Here is a 24857-nt window from a genome sequence, read left to right as displayed (position 1 = left end):
TTCGGGGGCGTGGTTCAGCGTCCAAGTCTGACACGTCACGCGCCGTGCGGGCGCCAGGTCGCTACGACGTGGCCGTCCCGGTCGAGGTGCGGCGCGCCCCCCGCGACGCCAGAGCCTCGTGCTCCACCTCGGGCAGGACCCGCGCGTCCAACAGCCGGACGGCGGCGTCCAGGTCCCCCGTGAGGGCCCGGAACGCCAGGCAGATACCGATCCCGTGGTCCGGCTCGTCGAGCACCGTGATGGGATCGCCGGCACGGATCGTGCCCGGGATCTCGACGGCGCAGTAGGCGCCGGGGCGACCGTGCTCGGTGAAGCGTCGGACCCACCCCGCGACCCCCACGTGTGCCGCGAAGGTGCGGCACGGGATGCGGGGACCGGAGACCCGCAGGACCGCACCGTCGCCGTCCCGGGGTCTGAAGGACAGCCGGGTGCCGAGGAGGAGGTCATCGACCGCCAGGCCGGTGGTGGTGACGTTCTCCCCGAACATGCCCGACCGCAGCTCCCGCCCCAGGTCCCGACCCCAGTGGTCCAGCTCCTCGCGGGCCACGAGGTACACGGCCTGGGTGCTCCCGCCATGGTGGCGCTGGTCGCCAATGTGGTCACCCTGCACGCCGCTGCCCTCGCCCCCGTCCTTCGGTCCCGGGTCGTGCACCTCCAGCCGGTCGACGGGGCGCTTGTCGATCCCGGTCGTCCCCTTGGGGGCCGACGTTGCCGAGGAGGGGACCGCGGAGCCGACGTTGACGGACTGCACGCGAGCGGACGACATACCGACACCGTATGCCGAGGGGCGGGCCCCCGCGCCAGCCGTTTTGCGGATGCCGCGGCGCGGTCCCCTGCGCTAGGTTCGCCGGGTGACCACGACCACCCCCCGCGCCCAGACCGAGATCGACCGCATCGCCGAGGCCCACCTCGACGCCTCGATCGCCAACAGCCCGATCATGGCCACCTACCTGGGGGTCGAGGGACGCCACGGCGAGATCGACGACCTCACCATCGACGGGGTGCGCGCCCGCGCCGACCTGGACCGGGGCACCCTAGCGGCGCTGGAGGGCGTCGCCCCGGTCGACGACGTGGACCGGGTGACGGTCGCCGCGCTGCGGGAACGGCTCGGGCTCAGCGGGGAGCAGTACGACCGGATCATCGCCGGCACGGACGCGGTGCCGCTCAACGTGATCGCCTGTGCCGTCCAGGAGCTCCGGGACGTCTTCGACATCATGCCCAAGGGCAGCGACGCGGACTGGCAGGACATCAGCAGCCGGCTGCGGGCGGTGCCCGCCGCGCTGACGCAGTACACCGAGTCCCTGACCTACTCCGCCGAGCACGACGCGGTCGCGCCGCGCCGCCAGGTGGAGAAGGTCGCCGCCCAGTGCGCCGACCAGGCCGGTGAGGACACCACCTACGCGACCCTGCTGCGGGAGGCCGCGGCGCAGGACCTCCCCGAGGCGCTGCGCCAGGACCTGGCCACCGCGGTGGAGGGGGCCCGCGCCGCCTACGCCGGGCTCGGCGACTTCCTGACCGGGACGTTGCTGGCCCGGGCCCCCGAGGCCGACGCCTGCGGGCGCGAGCGGTACCAGCTGGAGTCCCGGTCCTTCCTGGGAGCGACCGTCGACCTCGCCGAGACGTACGCCTGGGGGCTGGAGGAGGTCGCCCGGATCGACGCCATGATGCTGGAGACCGCCCACCAAATCTCGCCGGGAGCGTCCGTCAAGGAGGCGATCGCCGTCCTCGACGCCGACCCCGCCTACCAACTCCACGGGACCGGCGAGCTGCAGGAGTGGATGCAGGTCAAGGCCGACGAGGCCGTGGCCGCCCTGGCCGACACCCACTTCGACATCCCCGCACCGGTGCGCACCATCGAGTGCATGATCGCCCCCAGCCAGACCGGCGGGATCTACTACACCGGGCCCAGCGAGGACTTCAGCCGCCCCGGACGGATGTGGTGGTCGGTCCCCAAGGGCGTCACCGAGTTCACCTCGTGGCGGGAGCTGACCACCGTCTACCACGAGGGAGTCCCGGGCCACCACCTCCAGGTCGGGCAGACGGTCTACCGCAGCGAGCTGCTCAACCGCTGGCGCCGGATGGCCTCGTGGACCTCCGGTCACGGCGAGGGGTGGGCCCTGTATGCCGAGTGGCTGATGGCCGATCTCGGCTACATGGACGACCCGGGGAACCGGATGGGTCTGCTCGACGGCCAGGCGCTGCGGGCTGCCCGGGTCGTGCTGGACATCGGGGTGCACTGCGGCTTCGAGGCGCCGGCGGAGGTCGGCGGGGGCGACTGGACCTACGACAAGGCCTGGGACTTCCTCCGGGCCCACACCAACGGCGAGGAGAACTACACCCGCTTCGAGCTGGACCGCTACCTGGGGTGGCCCGGCCAGGCGCCCGCCTACAAGGTTGGCGAGCGGCTCTGGCTGCAACTGCGCGACCAGGTGCGGGAGCGGGAGGGCGCCGACTTCGACCTCACGACGTTCCACCGCCGCGCCCTGGACATCGGTGGGGTCGGGCTGGACACCCTGCGCGCGGCCGTGCTGGGCGAGCTCTGAGCGCGTGCCGACCTCCCTCGTCCTCGCCTCCGCCTCCCCCGCCCGGCTGAGCACGCTCCGGTCGGCGGGGGTCGAGCCCCTCGTCGTGGTCTCGGCCGTCGACGAGGACGCCGTGCTGCAGCGTGCCGAGGAACGGCACGGGCGCCTGGCGGGTGCCGACGTCGCCCTCACCCTGGCGCGTGCCAAGTGCGAGGACGTCGCGGCCACCGCCCCGGGCGCAGACCTCGTCCTCGGCTGCGACTCGGTCCTGGAGCTGGACGGCAGCATCCACGGCAAGCCGCGGGACGCGGCGCAGGCGACATCCCGGTGGCAGGTCATGCGCGGCCGCTCGGGCGTGCTGCATACCGGTCACTGGCTGGCCGACCTGCGCGCCCCGGGCGAGGGCGGCAGCGGCGGGGTCGTGGGCGCCACCGCTTCCACGACGGTGCACTTCGCCGACCTGTCCGACGCCGAGATCGAGGCCTACGTCGCGACCGGGGAGCCGCTGCACGTCGCGGGCGCCTTCACCGTCGACGGTCTCGGCGGGCCCTACGTCACCGCCATCGAGGGCGACTTCCACACCGTCGTCGGGCTGAGCCTGCCGCTGCTGCGGGACCTGCTCGGCGAGCTCGGTGTGCTCTTCCACGAGCTGCGGCAGCCCGGGTGACCCCGGAGGGCCCTCCCCCTGGCGCCCACCCCCGGGTGCTCCTGGCCGCGGCGGTGCGGACCTTCGGCGAGCCGGAGGTCGTGGCGTGGTGCACCCGCCTGGTCACCGGGCAGGAGCGGCCCGACGACCCTGACCTGCGCTGGCTCGGGGGCACCGAGGACTGGAAGCCCTACTGGCGCCGGACGTGGGGCCTGCGGGGTTTGCTCTACGCGTGGTCCCCGGCTGGCGGCAGCGCCGTGGAGCGCGCCCTGCACGACGAGCACTGGAGGGTGCGGGAGATGGCCCTCAAGGTGGTGCGCGCCCGTGCCCTGGAAGCCCTCACCGGGGAGGTCGCCGACCTCCGGGAGGACCCGAACCCACGTGTGAGTGCCGCCGCGGAGCGGGCCCTGGCCACCCTCGCCGGCGGCTGACAGCACTGTCCCGCCGATCCCCACAGGACTACCCTGCGAAACGTGACCGACCGGCCCGTCATCCTGTTGGTGGCCCACGAGCGACGTCCGGCGATCGAGGACGAGTTCCGCAGCCGCTACGACCGTGACTACCGCATCGAGGTGGCACCCGACGCGGCAGCGGCGCGACGTGGGGTCGAGGAGTGGGCTGAAGCCGAGGTGCCGGTCGCGATGGTCGCGGCGGAGCACCGGTTGCCCGATGGAGACTGCCTGGCGCTGTTCCGTGGGCTCCGTGAGGTGGCGCCGACCACGCGTCGGGTCGGCCTCGTGCCCATCGAGGAGTTCCGGGAGCACTACGACGCTCTCACCCAGGCGCTGGGAAGCAATGTCATCGACACCTTCGTGCTGATCCCGCGCGGGGTCCGCGACGAGGAGTTCCACAGCGCCATCATCGATCTGCTCTCGGACTGGGGATGGACGGTCACCCAGCCCCAGGTGGCGTCGGTCGAGATCGTGACCGACTCGGACTCGCCGCAGGTCACCGCCATCCGGGACGTACTGGGCCGGATGGGCTTCCCCTCGCTCACCTACAGCCCCGACTCGGAGGTGGGGCGGGAGGTGATGGACCTGGCCGGTGCCGGCGCCTCCATTCCGATCGTGCGCGCCTTCGACGGCAGGATTCTGGCCGGGGCCACGGCGTCGGGTGTCACCGAGGCGATGTACGGCGGCGCCACCGCGATCCCCCGCGGCGTCGTCGCCGACGTCGTGGTCGTGGGTGCCGGGCCGGCCGGCCTCGCCACGGCCGTCTACGCGGCCTCGGAGGGGCTGAGCACGGTCGTCCTGGAACGCGAGGCGATCGGGGGGCAGGCGGGCACCAGTTCGATGATCCGCAACTATCCGGGGTTCCCCCGCGGCATCTCCGGGATGCGCCTGGCCCAGCGGGCCCGGGTCCAGGCGCTGCGGTTCGGCGCCCGGTTCTTCACCGGGCGCCCGGCCATCCGGATCGAACGTGGACCCACCGACCAGCCAGAGCACCACCACGTGCACGTGGAGGGGGCCGAGTTGTGCGCCCGCACGGTCGTCATCGCGACCGGCGTCACCTACCGTCTCCTCGGCGTCCCGGGCGTCGAACGGCTCGTCGGGATGGGCGTGCACTATGGGGCGGCCAGCACCGTCGCACGGGAGATGCGCGGTCGGCACGTCATCGTCGTCGGCGGGGGCAACTCCGCCGGGCAGGCAGCCGTCCACCTGGCCAAGTTCGCCCGCCGGGTCACGATCCTGGTGCGCCGCGACGGGCTCGCGGCCACGATGTCGGACTACCTGGTGCGGGAGATCGCCAGCACCCCCGGGATCGAGGTCCGGGGTCGCAGCGTGGTGGTCGACGGCGGGGGCGCCGACCGCCTGGAGTGGGTGGAGGTGCGTGACCTGGACACCGGGGCAGTGACTCGGGAGCGGGCCGAGGGCCTGTTCCTCCTGCTCGGTGCCCAGCCGCACTGCGACTGGCTGCCCGCGGAGGTGGCGCGCGATGGGCAGGGATTCGTGCTCACCGGGCGCGACGTGCCCCGGGACGCCTGGGAGGATGATCGCCCGCCCGACAGCCTGGAGACGACCGTCCGCGGCATCTTCGCGGTGGGTGACGTGCGGTCCGGGTCGATGAAGCGGGTGGCGTCGGCCAGCGGGGAAGGCGCCTCCGTGGCGCCCCTGCTGCACGCGCACCTGGACTGGGTGCGGTCCCAGGAGTTCCGGTCTCCGCACTGAGCGCCGGACGGGGCTAGCGCCGGCGCGCCCGCTCCAGCGCCTCGATGAGCGTCCGGGCGTCGTGCGGCCCACGGTGCCGCTCCCCCGCGACGAAGAAGGTGGGGGTGCCGCGGGCACCGCTCGCCGCAGCACTGTCGACGGAGCGCTGCACCCGGTCCGCGACGTCCGGGTCGTCCAGATCCAGCACGAACCGCTCCACGTCCAGCCCCAGTTCGTCCGCGTACCCGATCAGCGCGGGCAGTTCGAGCGCGTCCTGGCGGGAGAACAGGAGGTCGTGCATCTCCCAGAAGCGGCCCTGCCGACCCGCCGCCTCGGCCGCGACCGCAGCGCCGCACGGGCGTGCGGGTGCGACGCCCGTCTAGCGGCAGGTGCCGCGACGACGTACCGGAGACCCGGTCGCCGAAGTGCGCGTGCAGGTCCTGCCACATCCCGGTCGCCCGCGCGCAGAACGGGCACTCGAAGTCGAGGTACTCCACCACGGTCAGCGGTGCCTCGGGCTCGCCCGCGGATGTGGTCCACGATCGGGGTCGACCGTCGGGGGTCCAGCCGGGTCGGCAGGTCGGCGGTCGTCCTCGCCCCACCTGCTCGCCGCGCGATCCGGAAGACCAGCCGCGCCCAGCAGCGGTCGCCAGCACCAGCGCGAGCAGCACGCCGATCGGTGGCCTCGCCTGCCGTGCTCGGACGACGCGTCGAAGGCGAGGCCGACGATCAGCAGCGACATCGGTGAAGCCGATGCCGGACAGCGCGGCGCCGCCCAGCACGCTGCCCCGGCCCACGCCGTCGGGCAGCCGCCCGAGGCCGAGCCGGACCGCGCGCCAAGGTGCCCAGCGCGATGCCCGACGCAGCTTGCCGACCACCAGCCCCGGCCACGACGCCCCAGGTGATCGCGCGAGCCGAGCGACGTCGCCGAGCACGACCGCCGCGCAGGTCGACCCCGGCGTTGGCGAGCGCGAAGACCGGGACGACCACCAGTGAGACCGAGGCTCCGCGCAGCGACGTCGTGCAGCCGCTCGTTGACCGAGATGGACCGCGCCAGGCCGCGCGCGGACCGAGCGTTCGGCCCCGGCCTCGCGGTGACTGCCAGTAGTCGCGGAACAGGGTCTTGGCGGCCTCGACCTTGTGCCGTTGCGTGGCGTAGGCCGGGCACCAGCAGCCCTGCGGCCATTCCGGCCAGCGAGGGGTGCACGCCCGCGGAGACGGTGGCGTCCCAGAGCACGACGACCACCACGACGTACGGCGCGCTGCGCCACATGGCTGCGTCCGGGCCAGCAGCGCGCAGCAGCCCCGAGGCACCGCCAGCGCCACCAGCAGCGGGCACGACCACTGCAGCGTCCTCGGTGTAGACCACGCCGATCACCGACGACGGCGAGGAAGTCGTCGACCACGGTGAGGGTCAGCAGGAAGACCCGCAGCTGGTTGGACATCGCCGGGCCCACGAGCGCCAGCACGCCCAGCAGGAACGCGGTGTCGGTGCCGATCACGACACCCCACCCGCCGGGCGGCCTCGCCGCCCCCGACCACCGCGAGGTAGACCAGGGCGGGGACCACGACGCCGGCCAGCGCCGGCGACCAGCGGGATCCGGGCCCGGCTGCGGTCCCGCAGCGACCCCACCGCCAGCTCCTGGCGCACCTCCAGCCCGATCAGGAAGAAGAACAGCACCATCAGGCCGTCGTTGACCCAGTGGTGCAGGTCCATGTCCAGCCCGAGGGATCCGATCCGGAAGCTCACCGGGGTGTGCCACAGGTCGGTGTAGGACTGCGACCAGGGCGAGTTGGCCCAGGCGAGCGCGACGAGGGCGACGACGACGAGCAGCCCCGCGCTGCCGGACTCGGTCCGCAACCGGTCCAGCACACCGGTCAACGACGCCAACTTCGCCTCCACGTGAGGTCGGGAACGCGAGGCCCGGGTCATGGCGGCAATCTACTCCGGCATGTCGACTGGGCGCCGGTCGCTCAGGACGGCGGCTGCGGGAGGGCGAACGGGTCGTGGCGCACCGCCGACAGCGGCACGACCTGCCGCCCGAGCGGCACCAGCGCGAGCGGGACCATCTTCCAGCAGGCGATGCCGAAAGGGATCCCGACGACGGTCAGGCACAACAGCGCGCCCGCGACCAGATGGGCGATCGCCAGCTCCCAGCCGAGCACGATGATCCAGACGATGTTGCCGACGAGCGAGAGGATCCCGGCGTCGCGGCGCCACACCGCCGTGCGGCCGAACGGCCAGAGCACGAAGCCGGCCAGCCGGAAGCTGGCGATGCCGAACGGGATCGTGATGATCAGGATGCAGGCGATGACGCCCGCGACCAGGTAGCCCAGCGCGAGCCACCAGCCGGCCAGGACCAGCCAGAGGACGTTGCCGATGGTCCGCATGCAGGGAGCGTAGCGCCGGTCATACCGGGGGGACGCCGCGGCGCTTGGTGGAGAAGTGCCGGTCGCGGCGGGCGGCGTAGCGCAGCCGGTGCAGCAGTTCCGCACGCAGCGTGTCGGCCTCGATGATCCCGTCGATCACCAGGTCGGCGGCCAGCCGCTCCAGGTCCACGTCCTCCTCGTACTCGGCCCTGCGGGCCGCCACGAACTCCGCCTGCTCCGCGGGGTCCTCGATCTCGGCGATCTTGTTGGCGAAGACCGCGTTGACCGCGGCCTCCGGGCCCATCACCGCGATCTTGGCGGTGGGCAGCGCCAGCGTCGCATCGGGCCCGAATCCGGGACCGCCCATGGCGTACAGCCCGGCCCCGTAGGCCTTCCGGAGCACGACGCAGAATTGCGGCACCGTGGCCTCCGACACCGCCGACACCATCTTGGCGCCGTGCCGGATGATGCCGCCACGCTCGACCTCCGAGCCGATCATGAAGCCCGGCACGTCCGCCAGGTAGAGCAGCGGGATGCCGAAGGCGTCGCACAACCAGATGAACCGGGCCGCCTTGTCCGCGGAGTCGGTGAACAGCACCCCGCCCTTGACCGCCGAGTTGTTGGCCACGATCCCCACGGTCTCGCCGTCCATCCGGCCGAAGCCGACGACGAGCTCGGCGGCGAACAGTGGCTTGATCTCAAAGAAGCTGTCCTCGTCCACCAACCCCTCGATCACGTCGTGGACGTCGAACGGCAGGGACTCTGCCTCCGGCACGGTGTGCGGGGTGAGCAGCGTCGCGGGCTGCTCCGCCTCGTAGCGGGGGGCCGGGGTGTGCCAGTTGTCCGGCACGTAGGAGAAGTACAGCCGGGCCAGCTCGATCGCCTCGGTGTCGTCGGCGGCGAGCAGGTCGCCGACGCCGGAGACGGTGCAGTGCATCCGGGCGCCCCCCATCTCCTCCAGGGACACCTTCTCCCCGACGACCATCTCGGCCATCCTGGGGCTGCCCAGGTACATCGAGGCGTTCCCCTCGACCATGATGATGATGTCGGTGAAGCTGGGGATGTAGGCGCCGCCGGCGGCGGAGGGGCCGAACAGGCAACAGATCTGCGGGACCCTCCCGGACAGCGCGACCTGGTTGTGGAAGATCCGGCCGGCACCGCGGCGGCCCGGAAACAGGTCGACCTGGTCGGTGATGCGGGCCCCGGCGGAGTCCACGAACCAGAAGATCGGCAACTCCTCGCGCAACGCGGCCTCGGTGGCGCGGATGATCTTCTCGACCGTCCGCGCCCCCCAGGAGCCGGCCTTCACCGTCGGGTCGTTGGCGACCACGATCGCGGGCCGCCCGTCGACCTCGCCGCGTCCGGTCACCACACCGTCGGCGGGCAGGCCCTGCGCGGTGGCGTTGGCGTAGCGCCCGTCCTCGACGAACGTCCCCTCGTCGAAGAGCAGCGCGATCCGCTCCCGGACGTAGAGCTTGTGCTGGCTGTCGAGCTTGGCGCGGGCCCGGTCGGTGGGCGCGTCGGAGGCGGTGTATGCCGAGGCGAGCCGTCGGCGCAGGTCGCCCACCTTGACGTCTCCGCCCTCCGTCGGGTCGGCGAACGGGGTCGGGGTCATGGCGCTCATGCTCTCAGGTGCGGGGCCGGATCAGGCGGTGGGCAGGCCGAGACCGCGGCCGATCAGCATGCGCTGCACCTCGGAGGTGCCCTCGCCGATCTCCAGGATCTTGGCGTCCCGGAAGAAGCGGGCGACCGGGTACTCCTCCATGAAGCCGTTGCCGCCGAAGATCTGGGTGGCGGTGCGGGTGGCGGTGACGGCGGCCTCGGTGGCGTAGAGCTTGGCGATGGCGGCGGCCTGCTTGACCTCGGCGACACCGCGCCGGCCGGCCTCCTGCTCGTCCTTGAGCCAGGCTGCCTTGTAGGTCAGCAGCCGGGCCGCCTCCACGCTCACGGCCAGGTCGGCGAGCTGGAAGGAGACACCCTGGTTGACCCCGATCGGCCTGCCGAAGGCCAGGCGGGTCTTGGCGTAGTCCGTCGCCTCCTCCAGCATCCGCTGCGCGCAGCCGACGGCGAGGGAGGCGATCGCGATACGACCGTCGTCGAGGGTCTTCAGGAACTGCTTGAACCCCTCGCCGCGCTCCCCGAGCAGGTTGGCCTCCGGGACCCGGCAGTCCTCAAAGGTGAGCCCGTGGGTGTCGGAGATGTGCCAGCCGAGCTTGCGGTAGGCGGGCTCGACGGTGAACCCCGCGGTGCCTGCGGGGACCATGATGGCGCTGATCTCCGGCTTGCCGTCGGCGGTCTCACCGGTCCGGGCGGTCACCGTGACCACCGAGGTGATGTCGGTGCCGGAGTTGGTGATGAACGCCTTGGCCCCCCGGATCGTCCACTGGCCGTCGGCCAGGGTGGCGCGCGTCCGGGTCGCGCCGGCGTCCGAGCCCGCCTCGGGCTCGGTCAGGCCGAAGCCGGCCAGTGCGCGGCCGCTGATCAGGTCGGGCAGCCATGTCTGCTTCTGCTCCTGGTTGCCGTAGGTGAGGATCGGGTTGATCCCCAGGCCCACCCCCGCCGACAGCGTGATGCCGATCGACTGGTCCACCCGGCCCAACTCCTCGATGGCCAGGCACAGGTAGGTGAAGCCACCCTCCTCCAGCCCGGCGCCGCCGAACTCCTCGGGCGCGTTCAGGCCGAACAGTCCCAACTCACCCATCTTGGGCACCAGGTCGGTCGGGAAGTGGCTGTCCCGGTCCCACTGCTCGACGTGCGGGGCGACCTCGCCCTCGGCGAAGTCACGCACCAGGTGGCAGAAGTCCTCGTGGTCCTTGGTCAGCTCGAACATCGGTGGCCGGCCTTTCGGGGTGGTGGAGCAGGTCCTGCTTGACGTTGACGTCAACGTAAAGCATCCTCGGTGTCTATGACAAGTGCTCCCGCCGCGACCACCGGCGACCCGGCTCCGGACACCCCAGGACGCACCTGGACGATCGCCGAGTTCTCCGAGGAGTTCGGGGTCACGCACCGCACGATCCGGCACTACGAGGACCTCGGGCTGGTCACCCCGGAACGCCGGGGGACGGCCCGCGTTTACCACCGACGCGACCACATCCGGATGCAGTTGATCATGCGGGGGCGCCGGCTCGGCTTCTCCCTGGAGGAGATCCGGCGCATCATCGGGATGTATGACGAGCAGCCCGGCGAGGTCGGGCAGCTGCACTACCTCCTGGAGCAGATCCAGCGCCAGCGGGCCGACCTGCTCGCCCGCCAGCGCGACATCGAGGCCGCCCTGGCCGAGTTGGAGGGTGTCGCGGCCCGGTGCCGCGCCGACCTGGAGCGCCTCGAGGGCACCGACGGCTGAGCCCGCGGGGGCTCCCCCGGCCGACCCGAGATCCCTCACCCGCCGAGCACGACGCTCCAGCCGTTAGGCTGCGGCCCATGCCGATCAGCAAAGTCCTCATCGCCAACCGGGGCGAGATCGCCGTGCGCATCGCCCGCGCCTGCAAGGACGCCCGCCTGGGCTCCGTCGCCGTGTATGCCGAGCCGGACCGCGACGCCCTGCACGTCAAGGTGGCCGACGAGGCCTACTCCCTGGGCGGCAGCACCCCCGGCGACTCCTACCTGGTCCAGGAGAAGCTGATCGAGATCGCCCGGGAGAGCGGCGCCGACGCGGTTCACCCGGGCTACGGCTTCCTCGCCGAGAACGCCTCGTTCGCCCAGGCGGTCCTCGACGCCGGGCTGACCTGGATCGGCCCCGGCCCGGAGGCCATCGACGCGCTCGGTGACAAGGTGAAGGCGCGGCACATCGCCACCGCGGCCGACGCCCCGCTGGTGCCCGGCACCAAGGACCCGGTCGAGAGCGCCGACGAGGTCGTCGCCTTCGCCCAGGAGCACGGACTCCCCGTGGCGATCAAGGCGGCGTACGGCGGCGGCGGGCGTGGCCTGAAGGTCGCCCGCACCCTGGAGGAGATCCCCGAGCTGTACGACTCGGCCGTCCGCGAGGCCGTGTCGGCCTTCGGCCGGGGCGAGTGCTTCGTGGAGCGCTACCTGGACAAGCCTCGCCACGTCGAGACCCAGTGCCTGGCCGACCAGCACGGCACTGTCGTGGTGGTCTCGACCCGCGACTGCTCCCTCCAGCGGCGCCACCAGAAGCTCGTGGAGGAGGCCCCGGCGCCGTTCCTGTCCGAGGAGCAGAACGCCGAGCTGGTCCGTGCCTCCACCGCGATCCTGCGCGAGGCCGGCTACGTGGGCGCCGGGACCTGCGAGTTCCTGGTGGGGCAGGACGGCACCATCTCCTTCCTGGAGGTGAACACCCGGCTGCAGGTCGAGCACCCGGTGACCGAGGAGGTCACCGGCGTGGACCTGGTCCGCGAGCAGTTCCGGATCGCCGACGGGGAGCCGCTCGGCTACGACCACACCACCGTCCGCGGTCACTCGATCGAGTTCCGGATCAACGGCGAGGACCCGGGCCGCGGGTTCCTTCCCGCGCCCGGCAGCGTGCTCACCTACAAGGTCCCCAGCGGCCCCGGCGTCCGGCTGGACTCCGGCGTCGAGGAGGGCGACGTCATCTCCGGCGCGTTCGACTCGATGCTGGCCAAGCTGATCGTCACGGGGCGTGACCGGGCGGAGGCGCTGGCCCGGTCCCGGCGGGCCCTGGCCGAGTTCACCGTCGAGGGGATGCCCACGGCGCTCACCTTCCACCGTGCCGTGGTCGAGGACCCCGCGTTCGCCCCGGAGGACCCAACCACGCCGTTCTCGGTGCACACCCGGTGGATGGAGACCGAGTTCGACAACACCATCGAGCCCTACTCGGGCCCGTCGGCCGACGCCGACTCCGAGGAGGAGCCGCGGCAGACCATCGTGGTCGAGGTCGGTGGGAAGCGGCTCGACGTCTCCCTGCCCGGCGGGCTGTCCCTCGGCGGCGGTGCCGCCGCCGGCGCCCGCAAGAAGGCCCCGAAGCGTGCCCGGGCCGGATCCTCCAGCGCCGGCGCTTCGGGCGACGCGGTCACCGCCCCCATGCAGGGCACGATCGTCAAGATCGCCGTCGAGGAGGGCCAGGAGGTCGCCGAGGGCGACCTGGTGGTCGTGCTGGAGGCGATGAAGATGGAGCAGCCCATCAACGCCCACAAGACGGGCACCGTCTCCGGCCTGAACGCCGAGGTCGGTCAGACCGTGAGCAACGGCGCAACCATCTGCGAGCTCACCTGACAATTTTCGTAGCGGTTTTGACGCCCCTTCCCGCATTTACGTAGCGGGATTGTCGGGCACCTGGCTGCTCAGAGCCGACCGCGCACCGGCGTCCGCTCGGCGGGATCACCCTCCTCGGGCATGACCATCTCGGCCCGCACGCCCAGCAGCCGCACCTCGCGGTCCGGGTCGAGTCGCTCGACCAGGTCCAGTGCAGCGACCACCACGTCCTCGCGCCGGTCCGTCGGCTCTGGCAGCTTGTGGCTGCGGACGAAGGTCTGGAACGGGGCGTAGCGCACCTTCAGCCCCACCCGGAAGACCTGCCGCCCCTCGGCGGCCGTGTCCGCGAACACCCGCTCGGCCAGCTCGCGCACCGCCTCCCGCACCTGCTCCGGGGTCGTGAGGTTCTGCTGGAACGTCGTCTCGCGGCTGTGCCCGCGCGCGATCCACGGGGTGTCGTCCACGACCGCAGGGCCGAGACCGCGGCCCAGCGCGGCGTACCAGTCGCCCATCTTCGGCCCGAACTCCGCACGAAGGGTCTCCCGCGGGGTCCGCGCCAGCTCGTCCACCGTCCGTATGCCGTGTCCGCCCAGTCGCCGCGACACCTTGGACCCGACACCCCACAGGTCGATCACCGGCCGCTCGCCCATCACCTCCGCCCAATTCTCACCGGTCAGCCGGAACACCCCGCGCGGTTTGCCGAAGCCGGTGGCGATCTTGGCCCGGACCTTGTTGTCGCCGATCCCGACCGAGGAGTGCAGCCCGGTGGCCGCCAGCACGCGCTCCCGCACCAGATGGGCGAACGCCTCCGGGTCGTCGGTCTCCACCCCGAGGAAGGCCTCGTCCCAGCCGAGCACCTCCACGACGGCGAGCTCCCGGAGGGTGGCCATCACCTGGTGCGACACCTCCTCGTAGGCGGGCCCGTCGACCGGCAGGAGCACCGCCTCCGGTGCCTTGCGCACGGCGATGCGCAACGGCATACCGGACCGTATGCCGAACTCCCGGGCGGCGTAGGAGGCGGTGGAGACCACGGCCCGTTCGGTCGGGTCGCCGCGTCCCCCGACGATCACCGGCTGCCCGGCGAGCTCCGGATGGCGCAACACCTCGACCGCGGCGATGAACTCGTCGAGGTCGACGTGCAGGACCCACGGCCTGGCAGGGTCGCCCATGGCGACCAGTCTGCCCGAGGGTCAGTCCGCCATCGAGTGCAGCTGCCGGGCCGCCTCGGCGACCGAGCCGGACATCGAGGGGTAGACGGTGAAGGTCGAGGAGAACTGGTCCACGTTGAGCCGGTTGGCCACGGCCAGGGCGATCGGGAAGATCAGTTCGCTGGCCCGCGGGGCGACGACCACGCCGCCCAAGATGGTGTCACTGCCCTTGCGGGCAAAGATCTTGACGAAGCCGTCCCGCACGTTCTGCATCTTGGCGCGGGGGTTCTTGGTCAGCGGCAGCATCACCGCCCGGGCGTCGACCCGCCCCTCGTCGATGTCGGCCTGGGAGATCCCCACCGTCGCGATCTCGGGGTCGGTGAAGATGTTGGAGCTGACCCGCCCCAGGGACAGCGGCGCCACGGCGTCCCCGAGGGCGTGGGCGATCGCGATCCTGCCCTGCATCGCCGCGACCGAGGCGAGCGGCAGCACGCCGGTCACGTCGCCGGCCGCGTATACCCCGCCGACCGAGCTGCGCGAGACCCGGTCCACCTCGATGTGGCCGGAGGTGCTGAGCCGGACCCCGGCATCCTCCAGGCCCATGTCGGTGGTGTTGGGGATGGACCCGACGGCGAGCAGCGCGTGGCTGCCCTCGACGGTCCGGCCGTCCTCCAGCTCGACGAGCACCCCGTCGTCCCGGCGTTGCACACCCGCCGCGCGCGAACGGTTCAACACCTCCATCCCACGCCGGCGGAACACGTCCTCCAGCACGTTGGCCGCGTCGGCGTCCTCGCCGGGGAGCACCCGGTCCCGCGAGGAGACCAGGACGACCTCGCACCCCAGCCCCAGGTAGGCGTGCGCCAACTCCGCCCCCGTGACGCCCGAGCCGATCACGATCAGCTTCTCGGGCAGCTCCTGCAGGTCGTAGATCTGCTGCCAGGTCAGGATGCGTTCGCCGTCGGGCACAGCGGTGTCCATCACCCGGGGCCGTGCCCCGGTGGCGATCAGGGTCACGTCGGCGGACAGACGCACCGAGTCCCCCTGCGCCACCTCGCCCGGAGACGGCGCCGGCTCCTGGCCAGACGACGTCTCGGCCACGTCGGTGGCGACCTCGATCACCCCCGGCTCCAGGAGGCGGGCGGCGCCCTGCACGATGTCGATCCCGTTGGACTCCAGCCGCTCCACGATGTCGGTGCTCTGCGCGGTGGCCAGACCCAGGATCCGGGAGTTGATCTCACCCAGGTGCGCGGTGACCCCCTGGTCCCCCGGCGCCCCGTCGAAGCCCACGCCGATCCGCTTGGCGGCGCTGAACCTGTCCATGAAGTCGGCGGTCGCGATGAGCGCCTTGCTCGGGACGCAGTCGGTGAGCACTGCCGATCCCCCGACCAGCCCCCGCTCGACCACGGTGACCTGCGCCCCCAACTGCGCCGCAGCCAGGGCCGCCTCATACCCGCCCGGACCGCCACCGACCACCACGACTGACTTCTGAGTGCTCACGACATCCATCCAACCATCGCTAGGCTGGGCCGGTGAACACACGACCCCTGGACCTCGCCGATCCGCAGACGGATCCGTTCGCCGTGGCACAGGCCGCGGCGGACGTGATCGCCAACCGCAGCGGGGTGCCCGAGCACCACGTCGCGCTCGTCCTGGGCTCCGGGTGGGGACAGACCGGCGACCTCATCGGCGAGACCGTCGCCACGATCGAGAACACCGAGGTCCCGGGATTCTCCGCGGCCGCCGTCGCCGGCCACTCCGGGGCGATGCGCTCGGTGCGGATCGGTGACAGCGACCGGCACGCCCTCGTCTTCGGCACCCGCACGCACTACTACGAGGGACGCGGCGTGCGCGCCGTCGTCCACGCGGTCCGCACCGCCGCGGCGGCCGGCGCCCGCACCATCGTGCTCACCAACGGCTGCGGCGGGCTCCAGCCCGACTGGGCGCCGGGCACGCCGGTGCTGATCCGGGACCACCTCAACCTGACGGCGACCTCCCCGATCGAGGGCGCCACCTTCGTCGACCTCACCGACCTCTACAGCGCCCGGCTGCGCGACGTGGCCCACCAGGTCGACCCCGAGTTGCCGGAGGGCGTCTACGCCCAGTTCCGGGGCCCGCACTACGAGACCCCGGCCGAGGTGCAGATGGCCAAGGTCCTGGGCGCGGACCTGGTGGGCATGTCCACCACGCTGGAGGCGATCGCCGCGCGCCAGGCCGGGCTCGAGGTCCTGGGCATCTCCCTGGTCACCAATGCCGCGGCCGGCATCAGCCCCGACCCGCTGTCGCACGAGGAGGTCCTCGACGCCGGCAAGGCGGCGGCGGAACGCTGTGGGCGCCTGCTCGCCGAGATCGTCGGCCGGATCTGAGGGCAGGATGACCGACCCGTATGCCGGACCCGCCGCCCGCGCGGACCTCGTCACCCGGGCGCGGGCCTGGGTGGACGACGACCCGGACGAGGCGACCCGTGAGGAGCTCCACCGGCTGCTCTCCCGCGTCGGGGGCAGCGACGAGGCGGATGCGGCCGACGCCACCGAGGACCTGGCCGACCGGTTCGCCGGGCTGCTCCAGTTCGGGACGGCCGGGCTGCGCGGCGCCCTGGGGGCCGGCCCCAACCGGATGAACCGGGTGGTGGTGATCCGCGCCGCCGCCGGGCTCACGGCATACCTGCAGGAACGGGTGTCCCCCACCCCCACGGTGGTGATCGGCTTCGACGCGCGCTACAACTCCGACGTCTTCGCCCGGGACACCGCCGCCGTCGTTACCGCGGCCGGGGGGCGGGCGCTGGTGCTACCCCGCCCGCTGCCGACCCCGGTGCTGGCCTTCGCCATCGGCCATCTGGGCGCCGACGCCGGCGTCATGGTCACCGCCAGCCACAACCCGCCACAGGACAACGGCTACAAGGTCTACCTGGGCGACGGGTCCCAGATCGTGCCCCCGGCCGACGCCGACATCGCCGCCCACATCGCTGCCGTGCCCACCGCATCGTCGGTGGCCTTGGCGACCCAGGGGTGGGACACCCTCGACGACACCCTGCTCGAGGCCTACGTCCAGGCGGCGGTGGGCGTGCTCGACCCCGAGGGCCCGCGCGAGGTCTCCATCGTGCACACCGCCCTGCACGGGGTGGGCTCGGCCGTCCTCGTCGAGGCCTTCCGCGCCGCCGGGCTGCCGGCCCCCAAGACCGTCCTCACCCAGTCGGCACCGGACCCCGACTTCCCCACCGTCACCTTCCCCAACCCGGAGGAGCCGGGCGCCATCGACGCCGCGATCATGCTGGCGGAGCAGGAGCACCCGGACGTCGTGCTGGCCAACGACCCGGACGCGGACCGGTGCGCCGTCGCGACCCACGGACCGGACGGGTGGGCCATGCTGCGCGGGGACGAGGTGGGCGCCCTGCTGGGGTGGCACACGATCCGGCACCGCATCGACCCCGACTCCGACCGCCGGGTGCTGGCCCGGTCCATCGTGTCCTCCCGACTGCTCGGCGCGATGGCCGACGCGGCGGGCCTGCCGTCCCGGGAGACCCTGACCGGGTTCAAGTGGATCGGCCGCGTGCCGGACCTGGCGTTCGGCTACGAGGAGGCGCTGGGCTACTGCGTCGATCCGGCCACCGTCCCGGACAAGGACGGCATCAGCGCCGCGCTCATGGTGGCCGAGTTGGTGGCGGGGCTGCGCCGGGAGGGACGCACCCTGCGCGACGTGTTGGACGACCTGGCGCGGGAGCACGGGGTCCACCAGACCGACGCGTTCTCGGTGCGGGTGGAGGACCTGTCGCTGATCGGCACCGTGTTGGACCGGCTGCGGGCGACGCCACCGGCCGAGCTCGGCGGCGTGCCCGTGACGCGGGCCGACGACCTCGCGGTCGGCACCCCGGAGCTGCCTCCCACCGAGGGGCTGCGCTACTACCTGGCGGACGACACGCGCGCCATCGTGCGCCCGAGCGGCACCGAGCCCAAGCTCAAGGTCTACCTGGAGGCCATCGTGCCGGTGGAGACCGGGACGCCCGGTGGCGACGATGGGCTCGGGGCCGCGCGCACCGAGGCCGCACGCAGGCTGGCTGCGGTCCGGGCCGACCTGGAGGAGCGGACGAGGGTCTGAGCCGCCCGCGGCGTCAGCCTGGTGGCGTCAGCCTGGTGGCGTCAGCCTGGTGACGTCACCGTCGTGTCAGACCAGCAGGGCCATGACGAGCAGCAGCACGGTCCCGAGCAGCGGCGCGAGCGCCGACCAGGCCCATCGGACCCGGGCGCCCTGGCCGGGCTCGGTCACCCCGCCCTCCATCTGCCACCGTTGGATCGCGTGCTCGACGTGTCCCCGCACGTGCTCGGCATGCACCGACTCCCGCGCCCTGCCCTTCGTCGTCGCCTCGGCGTAGCTGTCGACCGGCCGCCGCAGTCCGTAGTCGCGCCGCGCCGGGACCGCCCACGAGCTGTGCGTGCGGCCGGCGGTGTCCACCACCTCCAGCGCCCACCGGTTGCCGATCCGGTCGACTCTCTCGAAGGGCACCTCGACATCCGTGACCAGGTTGTTCAGCTCGATCCCGGTCCGGCCCAGGCGCACGCAGGGCCGGAGCAGGACCACCCAGACCACGGCGATGACCAGGGCCATCACAGCGATGGGGGTCAAGGCATCCAGGTGCCGCTCCTGCTCCCCCCTGGTCAGCAGCACGGCCAGTCCCACGCAGACGACCACGAGCACCCATCCGATGAGGCGGGCGGGCAGGGTCCGGAAGGTGCGCACGGATCCGTCCCGCGCCGGGTCGGAGGGGGGCTGCTCGGTCATGGTCCGATCAGTCTAGGAGTCCACCTACACTGATCCCCCGTGACACCCCCCGACCGTCCCCGTCCCGCCCGCGTCGTCGTGCTCTGCGGCCCCAGCGGCGCGGGCAAGTCGCGCCTGGCCCGGCGGTTGAACGCCGAGCACGGCTGGCCGGTCGTGCCGCTGGACGACTTCTACCGTGAGGTCGATGACCCCGCCCTCCCGATGAGTCCGCTCGGCCTCCCCGACTGGGACGACGTGCGCTCCTGGTGCCTGGACGACGCCCTCGCCGCCCTGGAGACGCTGTGCCGGGAGGGCCGGGTCGAGGCCCCGGTCTATGACATCGCGGCCTCCCGCGTGTCCGGTCGGCGGGTGCTGGACACGCAGGGACACCCCGTGGTCGTCGCCGAGGGGATCTTCGCGGCGCACGCGATCGAGCCGCTGCGGGAGCGCGGCCTGCTGGCCGCCGCCTGGTGCGTGCGTGGGCGGCCGTGGAAGACGTTCGCCCGCCGTCTGGTGCGGGACCTGGCAGAGCGCCGCAAACCTCCCCTCACACTGGTGCGGCGGGGGCTGACCCTGCGGCGTGCCGAACCGGGTATCGTCGAGGCACAGCAGGCACTCGGTGCCGAGCCGATGACGGCGCGCGAGGCAGAGGCCCTGGGCCGGCGCCTGCTGACCGTGCCACAGTCCTGAGGGAGGGCAACGCAATGGGGCAACCGCCGGAGGAGCCGCGCGGTTGGACGGCGCCCGGGGAGGGAGAGGATCCGGACCGCCACGACGCCCCCGGCACCCAGCCGATTCCCCAGGGTGGCACGCGTCCCATCCCGCAGTACGGCCAGCAGCCCCCGCCGTACTACGGCCAGCAGCAACCTCCACCCCAGTACGGCCAGCAGCCCCCGCCGCACTACGGCCAGCAGCAACCTCCACCCCAGTACGGCCAGCAGCCCCCGCCGCACTACGGCCAGCAACCACCCCCGCCGCCGTACGGCTCGCAACCACCCCCGCACTACGCCCAACCGGGGCAGTACGGCGCCCCGGGCAGCGGTCAGTGGCACGAGTTGCCGCCCGAGCAGCTGATGCGGCTGAACAAGCCGGGGGTCATCCCCCTGCGCCGGCTCACGATGGGCGACATGTTCGAGGGGTCGCTGCGCACGATGCGGGGCAACCCCGAGGCCACCATCGGGATGGCCCTGCTGGTGCTGGGCATCATGCTGGTCCCGTCACTGGGGATCTCGGCGTTCCTGCCGCAGCTGCTCGACGTGGCGCTGGAGGACCAGATCGCGCTGGCCAGCCTCATCCCGATGCTGCTCAGCAGCCTGGCGACCCTGGCGCTCAGCGGGTTCGTGATCTACGTGGTCAGCGAGGCGGCCCTCGGCGACCGGGTGGGGATCGCGCAGACCTGGCGCGCGGTGCGCGGCAGGCTCCTCGCCCTGGTGATGGTCACGATCCTCGTGGCGGTCGGCCTGGTCACCGCCATGATCGTGATCATCCTCGTCGGCGTCCTGCTCGTGGGGGTCCTCGGCGTGGCCGGCGGCATCCTGCTCGCGCTGCTGCTCGTCGGCAGCGTGCCCCTCTTCCTCTGGCTGTACGCCCGCCTGTCTCTCGCCTCCGCCGCCGTCGTGCTGGAGAAGTCCGGCCCCCTCACCGGGTTGCGACGCTCCTGGGCGCTGACCACCGGCGGCCAGGCCTGGCGGGTCCTGGGCATCACCCTGCTGGCGGGGATCCTCGGCACGATGTTCTCGATCGCCGTGTCCACGGTCCTCGTCTTCGGGCTGGGCTCGGTCCTCAGCCTGGGCACGGGCAGCGAGACGAGCCTGTACTACGGCCAGGTCATCCTCGACCACGTCGTCTCCCTCCTGGTCAACGCGATCGTCACCCCGTTCACCGCCGGCGTCACCGCCCTGCTCTACCTGGACCAGCGGATCCGCCGCGAGGGGTTGGACGTCGGCATGGTCAAGGCCGCCCAGGAGCGCGCGGCCGCACGCGGGGCATGACGTGACCGCCTCCTCCCTCGACCCGGACCGGGACGAGGCCCGGGAGCTGCTCTCCCGTGAGCTCAGCCTGTCGGACTACAACCGGCCGGAGTCCTTCGTCCGGAAGGCGCTGAACTGGCTCCTGGAGCAGATCGACTCGCTGATCACCCTGCTGCCCGGCTCCAACGCGCTGTCCACCCTGCTGCTCGGCGCCGTGCTGGCCGTGGTCGTTGCGGCCATCGTGTTCGCCGTCCGCGGCAGTCGCCGCAGCTCCCGGCTGCGCGAACCCGGCGACCGCGCCGTCCTGGTCGAGGAGGGGCTGAGTGCCCGGGACTACCGCGACCGGGCGGCCTCGGCCGCCACCAGCGGGAACTGGGACCTGGTGCTGCTCGACTCCTACCGGGCGATCGCCGCGGACGCCGAGGAGCGCACCCTGCTGGACGAGCAACCCGGCACCACCGCCCACGAGATCGCCCTGGGACTGCGCGTCCCCTTCCCCCGCCTCGGCGACCGGATCGCCTGGGCCGCAGACCGGTTCGATGCAGTCTGCTACGGCGACCAGCACGCCGACCAGCAGCAGGCCGAGCAGGTCCGTGAGCTGGACCGCGAGCTGGCCGGCACCCGTCCCGAGCGGGTGGGGATCGGGTGACGGCCGCACGCACCCGTCGCCTCGCGCTGTGGGTGGGGGTGGTCCTCGTGGTGGCCCTCACCGCCGCCGTCCTGGGCGGGATGCGGGGCAGCAACCAGGTGCCGTGGGACCCGGAGAACCCCGAGGACGGGGGTATGCAGGCCCTCGCCCGGGTGCTGGAGCGCGAGGGGGTGGAGGTGACCATCGCCCGGGGGCTGCCCTCGCTGCTGTCCCAGGACGTCGGGCCCGGCACCACGGTGCTCGTGTCGGGCACGTCACTGCTCGGCGAGGACGCCGGGGAGGACCTGATGGGCCACGTCGGGCAGGCCGACTCGGTCGTGGTCCTGAACCCCGCTCCCAACGCCGGGGACGTCCTCGGCCTGCCGGTCCAGGCCACGTGGCGGCCCCTGTCCAACACCGCGGAGGCCCTGTGCGAGGGCACCGCCGCCACCTGGCGCGACGGTGACCAGCTGGCCCGCGGCGACGTGCTGATCGAGGTCACCGCCGAGCGGGACCGCGCGCGCGCCTGCTTCCCACCCAGCCCCGGCTTCAACGCCGGTGGCGCGATGTCCGGGTATGTCGTGGAGCTGGACGCCGACACCGGCAGACCCCGCGTGGTGCTGGCCGGGATCGCCAGCGCGTTGACCAACGAACACGTCCGGGACGAGGCCCACGCGGCAGCGGGGTTGCGGTTGCTGGGGTCCGGGGAACGCCTCGTGTGGTACGTCCCCGGCCCCGCGGACGCCGGCGAGAGCGCCACCGCCCAGTCCGTGGAGGACCTGCTCCCCGACCTGGTGGCACCCTCGGTGGCGTTGCTGCTCGTCGGGCTCGTCGCCACCATGGTGTGGCGCGGGCGTCGGCTCGGCAGGGTGGTCACCGAGCCCCTGCCGGCCGTGGTCCGGTCCGTGGAGACCACGCAGAGCCGCAGCCGGATGTACCAGCGGGCGGGGGACCGCGAGCGGGCCCTGGCCTCCCTGCAGCTGGCCAGCCGCCGCCGGCTCGCAGCCCGGTTGAGCCTGCCGGCGACCGCCCCGCCGGAGACGGTGGTGGAGCACACCGCCCGGGCGACCGGACGGCATACCGACGAGGTGCGGCGGGTGCTCGCCGACCCGCACGCGCCCGATGACGAGACACTGGTCCGGATCGCCCGTGAGGCGCGGTCCCTCGAGGAAGGGATGATCGGCTGATGACAACGCCGCAGGAGGAGCACGGGCAACGCAGCCCCGAGCAGGCGCGGGAGGCCCTGCACCGGGTGCGCGCCGAGGTGGCCAAGGCCGTCGTCGGCCAGGACGCGGCCGTCTCGGGCATGATCGTGGCCCTGTTGGCGCGGGGCCACATCCTCCTCGAGGGGGTCCCCGGGGTGGCCAAGACACTGCTGGTCCGCACCCTGGCGACCGCCCTGGACGTGGACACCAAGCGCGTGCAGTTCACGCCCGACCTGATGCCCGGTGACGTCACCGGGCTCCCTGGTCTACGACTCGCGCACCAGCGACTTCGAGTTCCGCCCGGGGCCGGTCTTCACCAACCTCCTGCTGGCCGACGAGATCAACCGCACTCCCCCGAAGACCCAGTCATCGCTGCTGGAGGCGATGGAGGAGCGGCAGGTCACCGTCGACGGCTCGCCCCGACCGCTGCCCGACCCGTTCCTGGTCGCCGCAACACAGAACCCGGTCGAGTACGAGGGGACCTACCCGCTGCCGGAGGCCCAGCTGGACCGGTTCCTCCTGAAGGTGGTGCTGCCCGTGCCGCCCCGACAGGACGAGTTGGAGGTGCTGCGCCGGCACGCCGGAGGTTTCAGCCCCCGCGATCTGGCCGCGGCGGGGGTCCACCCGGTCGCCGGCCCGGCGGACCTCGCGGCCGGGGCCGCCGCGCTGCGCAGCGTGCAGGTCGCTCCCGAGGTCGCCGGCTACATCGTCGACATCGCCCGGGCCACCCGCCAGTCCCCGTCGCTGCAACTCGGCGTCAGCCCGCGGGGGGCCACCGCGCTGCTGAGCACCAGCCGGGCCTGGGCCTGGCTCAACGGCCGCGGCTTCGTCACGCCCGACGACGTGAAGTCCCTGGCCCACGGCACCCTCGCGCACCGCCTGGCGCTGCGCCCGGAGGCCGAGTTGGAGGGGGTCTCGGTCACCTCCGTGCTGGACAGCGCCCTGAACTCCGTCCCGGTCCCCCGCTGAGGCGAGGAGATGGCGCTCACCTGGCGGGCCGTGGCCCTGGTGCTGCTCGGGCTCGTCCCGGTGGCACAGTGGCCCACCATGACCACCGTGCGCTGGTGGCTGCTCGTCTGCCTGGTGGTCGTCGTCGCCGACCTGCTCCTGGCCCCGAAGCCGGCAGCTCTGGGCCTGGCACGCTCCGAGGACACCCAGGTCCGGCTCGGTGAGCCGGCCGCCACGACGCTGCTCGTGACCAACCCGCTGCGGCGCCGGATCCGGGGGCGGCTGCGCGACGCCTGGGTGCCGTCCGCGGGAGCGACCGGCGCACGGCATACGGTCGACATCCCCGGGGGCGAACGTCGCCGCTTCACCACCGACCTGCGTCCCACCCGGCGCGGCGACCGGCGCTCCGACACCGTCACGATCCGGCTCACGGGACCGCTGGGGATCGCCGCCCGGCAACGGTCCGTGCGGGTGCCGGGGTCGGTCCGCGCGCTCCCGCCCTTCCACTCCCGCAAGCACCTGCCCAGCCGACTGGCCCAGCTGCGCCAGATCGACGGGCGCTCGGCCGTCCGCACCCGCGGCCAGGGCACCGAGTTCGACTCGCTGCGCGACTACGTCGAGGGCGACGACGTGCGGTCCATCGACTGGCGCGCCACCGCCCGGCGCCAGCACGTGGTGGTGCGCACCTGGCAACCCGAGCGGGACCGGCGCGTCATCCTGGTGCTGGACACCTCACGCACCAGCGCCGCACGGATCGATGACCAACCGCGGCTGGATGCCGCCATGGATGCTGCGCTCCTGCTGGCCGCGCTGGCGTCCCGGGCCGGGGACCGGATCGACCTGATCGCCGGGGACCGCCAGGTCCGCGGCCGGGTCACGCCCAACACCGACCGCACCGCCCTGCTGCACCAGCTGGTCACCGCGATGGCGCCGATCGAGCCGGTCCTGGTCGAGGCCGACTGGACCATGCTGGCCGGACGGGTCACCGCGCTCACCCGCCGCAGGGCACTGGTGGTGCTCCTCACGGCGCTGGAGCCGGCCGCGGTGGAGGAGGGCCTGATCCCCGTGCTGCCAGCCCTCACCGCACACCACCGGGTCGTCGTCGCGTCGGTCGCCGACCCGGAGCTAGGCCGGATGCAGACGGACCTGTCCGACCTGCGCCACGTCTACGACGCGGCCGCGGCCGAGCGGACCATCTCGCTGCGCCACCGCACCGCGGAGGCGCTGGGGCGGATGGGGGTGCACGTCCTGGACGCCGACCCGGAGGCGCTGCCACCGGCCCTGGCCGACCACTACCTGGCACTCAAGGCGCAGGGGTTGCTGTGAGGCCGGGCCGCGTCCGGCAGCCGTTG

At 72.9% G+C, this 24857-nt stretch carries 23 protein-coding genes and 2 pseudogenes; 14 read left to right on the top strand and 11 right to left on the bottom strand.

What is annotated here, in order from left to right:
• Positions 1-61 precede the first annotated feature (61 nt).
• On the bottom strand, positions 62-766 hold the full coding sequence (locus tag AC1QRC_RS07725) for an MOSC domain-containing protein (RefSeq protein WP_484206195.1): 705 nt from the start codon (positions 764-766) through the stop codon (positions 62-64).
• A gap of 85 nt (positions 767-851) precedes the next feature.
• Between AC1QRC_RS07725 and AC1QRC_RS07720 the strand changes: the two genes are divergently transcribed.
• The 4 genes from AC1QRC_RS07720 to AC1QRC_RS07705 are packed head-to-tail and all read left to right on the top strand — an operon-like array spanning position 852 to position 5336.
• The gene (locus tag AC1QRC_RS07720; protein ID WP_484206194.1) at positions 852-2543 is read left to right on the top strand and encodes a DUF885 domain-containing protein; all 1692 of its coding nucleotides are present in this window, start codon (positions 852-854) and stop codon (positions 2541-2543) included.
• Between the two features lie 4 nt (positions 2544-2547).
• Positions 2548-3189, top strand: coding sequence for a Maf family protein (locus AC1QRC_RS07715; RefSeq protein ID WP_484206193.1), 642 nt, complete (start codon positions 2548-2550; stop codon positions 3187-3189).
• Positions 3186-3599 (top strand): HEAT repeat domain-containing protein, encoded by a 414-nt coding sequence (locus AC1QRC_RS07710; protein ID WP_484206192.1) that lies wholly within the window; start codon positions 3186-3188, stop codon positions 3597-3599. Before AC1QRC_RS07715 ends, AC1QRC_RS07710 begins: the two co-directional genes overlap by 4 nt.
• Before the next feature lie 42 nt (positions 3600-3641).
• Positions 3642-5336: an NAD(P)/FAD-dependent oxidoreductase gene (locus AC1QRC_RS07705; protein ID WP_484206191.1), complete on the top strand. Its 1695-nt coding sequence runs from the start codon at positions 3642-3644 to the stop codon at positions 5334-5336.
• Between the two features lie 13 nt (positions 5337-5349).
• Here AC1QRC_RS07705 and AC1QRC_RS07700 read toward each other — a convergent pair whose 3' ends face one another.
• From AC1QRC_RS07700 to AC1QRC_RS07670, 7 genes and pseudogenes are all read right to left on the bottom strand, one after another.
• Positions 5350-5616 (bottom strand): DsbA family protein, encoded by a 267-nt coding sequence (locus AC1QRC_RS07700; RefSeq protein ID WP_484206190.1) that lies wholly within the window; start codon positions 5614-5616, stop codon positions 5350-5352.
• A gap of 428 nt (positions 5617-6044) precedes the next feature.
• Positions 6045-6305 carry a hypothetical protein gene (locus AC1QRC_RS07695; protein WP_484206189.1) on the bottom strand — a complete coding sequence of 87 codons (261 nt, stop codon included), beginning with the start codon at positions 6303-6305 and terminating at the stop codon, positions 6045-6047.
• Positions 6306-6513: 208 nt separating this feature from the next.
• Positions 6514-6654, bottom strand: a pseudogene (locus AC1QRC_RS07690) (hypothetical protein); the annotation flags it as partial.
• Positions 6655-6813: 159 nt separating this feature from the next.
• Positions 6814-7248: a Na+/H+ antiporter NhaA gene (locus AC1QRC_RS07685; protein ID WP_484206188.1), complete on the bottom strand. Its 435-nt coding sequence runs from the start codon at positions 7246-7248 to the stop codon at positions 6814-6816.
• Positions 7249-7289: 41 nt separating this feature from the next.
• Positions 7290-7706: a YccF domain-containing protein gene (locus AC1QRC_RS07680; protein WP_484206187.1), complete on the bottom strand. Its 417-nt coding sequence runs from the start codon at positions 7704-7706 to the stop codon at positions 7290-7292.
• 19 nt (positions 7707-7725) lie between these two features.
• On the bottom strand, positions 7726-9300 hold the full coding sequence (locus AC1QRC_RS07675; RefSeq protein WP_484206186.1) for an acyl-CoA carboxylase subunit beta: 1575 nt from the start codon (positions 9298-9300) through the stop codon (positions 7726-7728).
• Positions 9301-9330: 30 nt separating this feature from the next.
• Positions 9331-10515: an acyl-CoA dehydrogenase family protein gene (locus AC1QRC_RS07670; RefSeq protein ID WP_484206185.1), complete on the bottom strand. Its 1185-nt coding sequence runs from the start codon at positions 10513-10515 to the stop codon at positions 9331-9333.
• A 75-nt stretch (positions 10516-10590) separates the two neighbouring features.
• Here AC1QRC_RS07670 and AC1QRC_RS07665 point away from each other — a divergent pair, with 75 nt between their 5' ends.
• Together AC1QRC_RS07665 and AC1QRC_RS07660 are read left to right on the top strand one after the other, a co-directional pair.
• Positions 10591-11028, top strand: a complete 438-nt coding sequence (locus AC1QRC_RS07665; RefSeq protein WP_484206184.1) for a MerR family transcriptional regulator — start codon at positions 10591-10593, stop codon at positions 11026-11028.
• Positions 11029-11105: 77 nt separating this feature from the next.
• The gene (locus AC1QRC_RS07660; RefSeq protein WP_484206183.1) at positions 11106-12875 is read left to right on the top strand and encodes an acetyl/propionyl/methylcrotonyl-CoA carboxylase subunit alpha; all 1770 of its coding nucleotides are present in this window, start codon (positions 11106-11108) and stop codon (positions 12873-12875) included.
• A gap of 68 nt (positions 12876-12943) precedes the next feature.
• Here AC1QRC_RS07660 and AC1QRC_RS07655 read toward each other — a convergent pair whose 3' ends face one another.
• Both AC1QRC_RS07655 and AC1QRC_RS07650 read right to left on the bottom strand, forming a co-directional pair.
• Complete coding sequence (locus tag AC1QRC_RS07655; protein ID WP_484206182.1) at positions 12944-14023, bottom strand: DNA polymerase IV; 1080 nt, start codon at positions 14021-14023, stop codon at positions 12944-12946.
• Between the two features lie 21 nt (positions 14024-14044).
• The gene (locus AC1QRC_RS07650) at positions 14045-15508 is read right to left on the bottom strand and encodes an NAD(P)H-quinone dehydrogenase (RefSeq protein ID WP_484206181.1); all 1464 of its coding nucleotides are present in this window, start codon (positions 15506-15508) and stop codon (positions 14045-14047) included.
• A gap of 23 nt (positions 15509-15531) precedes the next feature.
• Here AC1QRC_RS07650 and AC1QRC_RS07645 point away from each other — a divergent pair, with 23 nt between their 5' ends.
• A complete protein-coding gene (locus AC1QRC_RS07645) occupies positions 15532-16365 on the top strand; it encodes a purine-nucleoside phosphorylase (protein WP_484206180.1) in 834 nt (277 codons plus the stop codon).
• Positions 16366-16372: 7 nt separating this feature from the next.
• Positions 16373-18094 (top strand): phospho-sugar mutase, encoded by a 1722-nt coding sequence (locus AC1QRC_RS07640; RefSeq protein WP_484206179.1) that lies wholly within the window; start codon positions 16373-16375, stop codon positions 18092-18094.
• A gap of 66 nt (positions 18095-18160) precedes the next feature.
• On the opposite strand, the gene AC1QRC_RS07635 is transcribed toward AC1QRC_RS07640, so the two are convergent.
• Positions 18161-18775, bottom strand: a complete 615-nt coding sequence (locus tag AC1QRC_RS07635; protein WP_484206178.1) for a hypothetical protein — start codon at positions 18773-18775, stop codon at positions 18161-18163.
• 39 nt (positions 18776-18814) lie between these two features.
• Here AC1QRC_RS07635 and AC1QRC_RS07630 point away from each other — a divergent pair, with 39 nt between their 5' ends.
• From AC1QRC_RS07630 to AC1QRC_RS07605, 6 genes and pseudogenes are all read left to right on the top strand, one after another.
• A complete protein-coding gene (locus AC1QRC_RS07630; protein WP_484206177.1) occupies positions 18815-19444 on the top strand; it encodes a uridine kinase family protein in 630 nt (209 codons plus the stop codon).
• 14 nt (positions 19445-19458) lie between these two features.
• On the top strand, positions 19459-20745 hold the full coding sequence (locus AC1QRC_RS07625; protein ID WP_484206176.1) for a DUF7847 domain-containing protein: 1287 nt from the start codon (positions 19459-19461) through the stop codon (positions 20743-20745).
• A gap of 1 nt (position 20746) precedes the next feature.
• On the top strand, positions 20747-21373 hold the full coding sequence (locus AC1QRC_RS07620) for a DUF4129 domain-containing protein (protein ID WP_484206175.1): 627 nt from the start codon (positions 20747-20749) through the stop codon (positions 21371-21373).
• On the top strand, positions 21370-22539 hold the full coding sequence (locus AC1QRC_RS07615) for a DUF4350 domain-containing protein (protein ID WP_484206174.1): 1170 nt from the start codon (positions 21370-21372) through the stop codon (positions 22537-22539). Before AC1QRC_RS07620 ends, AC1QRC_RS07615 begins: the two co-directional genes overlap by 4 nt.
• Positions 22539-23526 (top strand): annotated as a pseudogene (locus tag AC1QRC_RS07610) (AAA family ATPase). Before AC1QRC_RS07615 ends, AC1QRC_RS07610 begins: the two are co-directional and overlap by 1 nt.
• 9 nt (positions 23527-23535) lie before the next feature.
• Positions 23536-24831 carry a DUF58 domain-containing protein gene (locus AC1QRC_RS07605; RefSeq protein WP_484206173.1) on the top strand — a complete coding sequence of 432 codons (1296 nt, stop codon included), beginning with the start codon at positions 23536-23538 and terminating at the stop codon, positions 24829-24831.
• The last annotated feature ends 26 nt before the right edge of the window (positions 24832-24857 follow it).

The sequence above is a fragment of the Ornithinicoccus sp. genome, assembly GCF_057176825.1.
Note: the sequence above shows the minus strand (reverse complement) of the source record. Positions and strands in the feature narration are given on the sequence as shown.

What these genes read in the sequence shown, in the direction of transcription:
- AC1QRC_RS07725 (WP_484206195.1), bottom strand. Translation starts at nt 766, where the DNA reads ATGTCGTCCGCTCGCGTGCAGTCCGTCAACGTCGGCTCCGCGGTCCCC.
- AC1QRC_RS07700 (WP_484206190.1), bottom strand. Translation starts at nt 5,616, where the DNA reads ATGCACGACCTCCTGTTCTCCCGCCAGGACGCGCTCGAACTGCCCGCG.
- AC1QRC_RS07685 (WP_484206188.1), bottom strand. Translation starts at nt 7,248, where the DNA reads ATGACCCGGGCCTCGCGTTCCCGACCTCACGTGGAGGCGAAGTTGGCG.
- AC1QRC_RS07680 (WP_484206187.1), bottom strand. Translation starts at nt 7,706, where the DNA reads ATGCGGACCATCGGCAACGTCCTCTGGCTGGTCCTGGCCGGCTGGTGG.
- AC1QRC_RS07675 (WP_484206186.1), bottom strand. Translation starts at nt 9,300, where the DNA reads ATGACCCCGACCCCGTTCGCCGACCCGACGGAGGGCGGAGACGTCAAG.
- AC1QRC_RS07670 (WP_484206185.1), bottom strand. Translation starts at nt 10,515, where the DNA reads ATGTTCGAGCTGACCAAGGACCACGAGGACTTCTGCCACCTGGTGCGT.
- AC1QRC_RS07665 (WP_484206184.1), top strand. Translation starts at nt 10,591, where the DNA reads ATGACAAGTGCTCCCGCCGCGACCACCGGCGACCCGGCTCCGGACACC.
- AC1QRC_RS07660 (WP_484206183.1), top strand. Translation starts at nt 11,106, where the DNA reads ATGCCGATCAGCAAAGTCCTCATCGCCAACCGGGGCGAGATCGCCGTG.
- AC1QRC_RS07655 (WP_484206182.1), bottom strand. Translation starts at nt 14,023, where the DNA reads ATGGGCGACCCTGCCAGGCCGTGGGTCCTGCACGTCGACCTCGACGAG.
- AC1QRC_RS07650 (WP_484206181.1), bottom strand. Translation starts at nt 15,508, where the DNA reads ATGGATGTCGTGAGCACTCAGAAGTCAGTCGTGGTGGTCGGTGGCGGT.
- AC1QRC_RS07640 (WP_484206179.1), top strand. Translation starts at nt 16,373, where the DNA reads ATGACCGACCCGTATGCCGGACCCGCCGCCCGCGCGGACCTCGTCACC.
- AC1QRC_RS07635 (WP_484206178.1), bottom strand. Translation starts at nt 18,775, where the DNA reads ATGACCGAGCAGCCCCCCTCCGACCCGGCGCGGGACGGATCCGTGCGC.
- AC1QRC_RS07625 (WP_484206176.1), top strand. Translation starts at nt 19,459, where the DNA reads ATGGGGCAACCGCCGGAGGAGCCGCGCGGTTGGACGGCGCCCGGGGAG.
- AC1QRC_RS07605 (WP_484206173.1), top strand. Translation starts at nt 23,536, where the DNA reads ATGGCGCTCACCTGGCGGGCCGTGGCCCTGGTGCTGCTCGGGCTCGTC.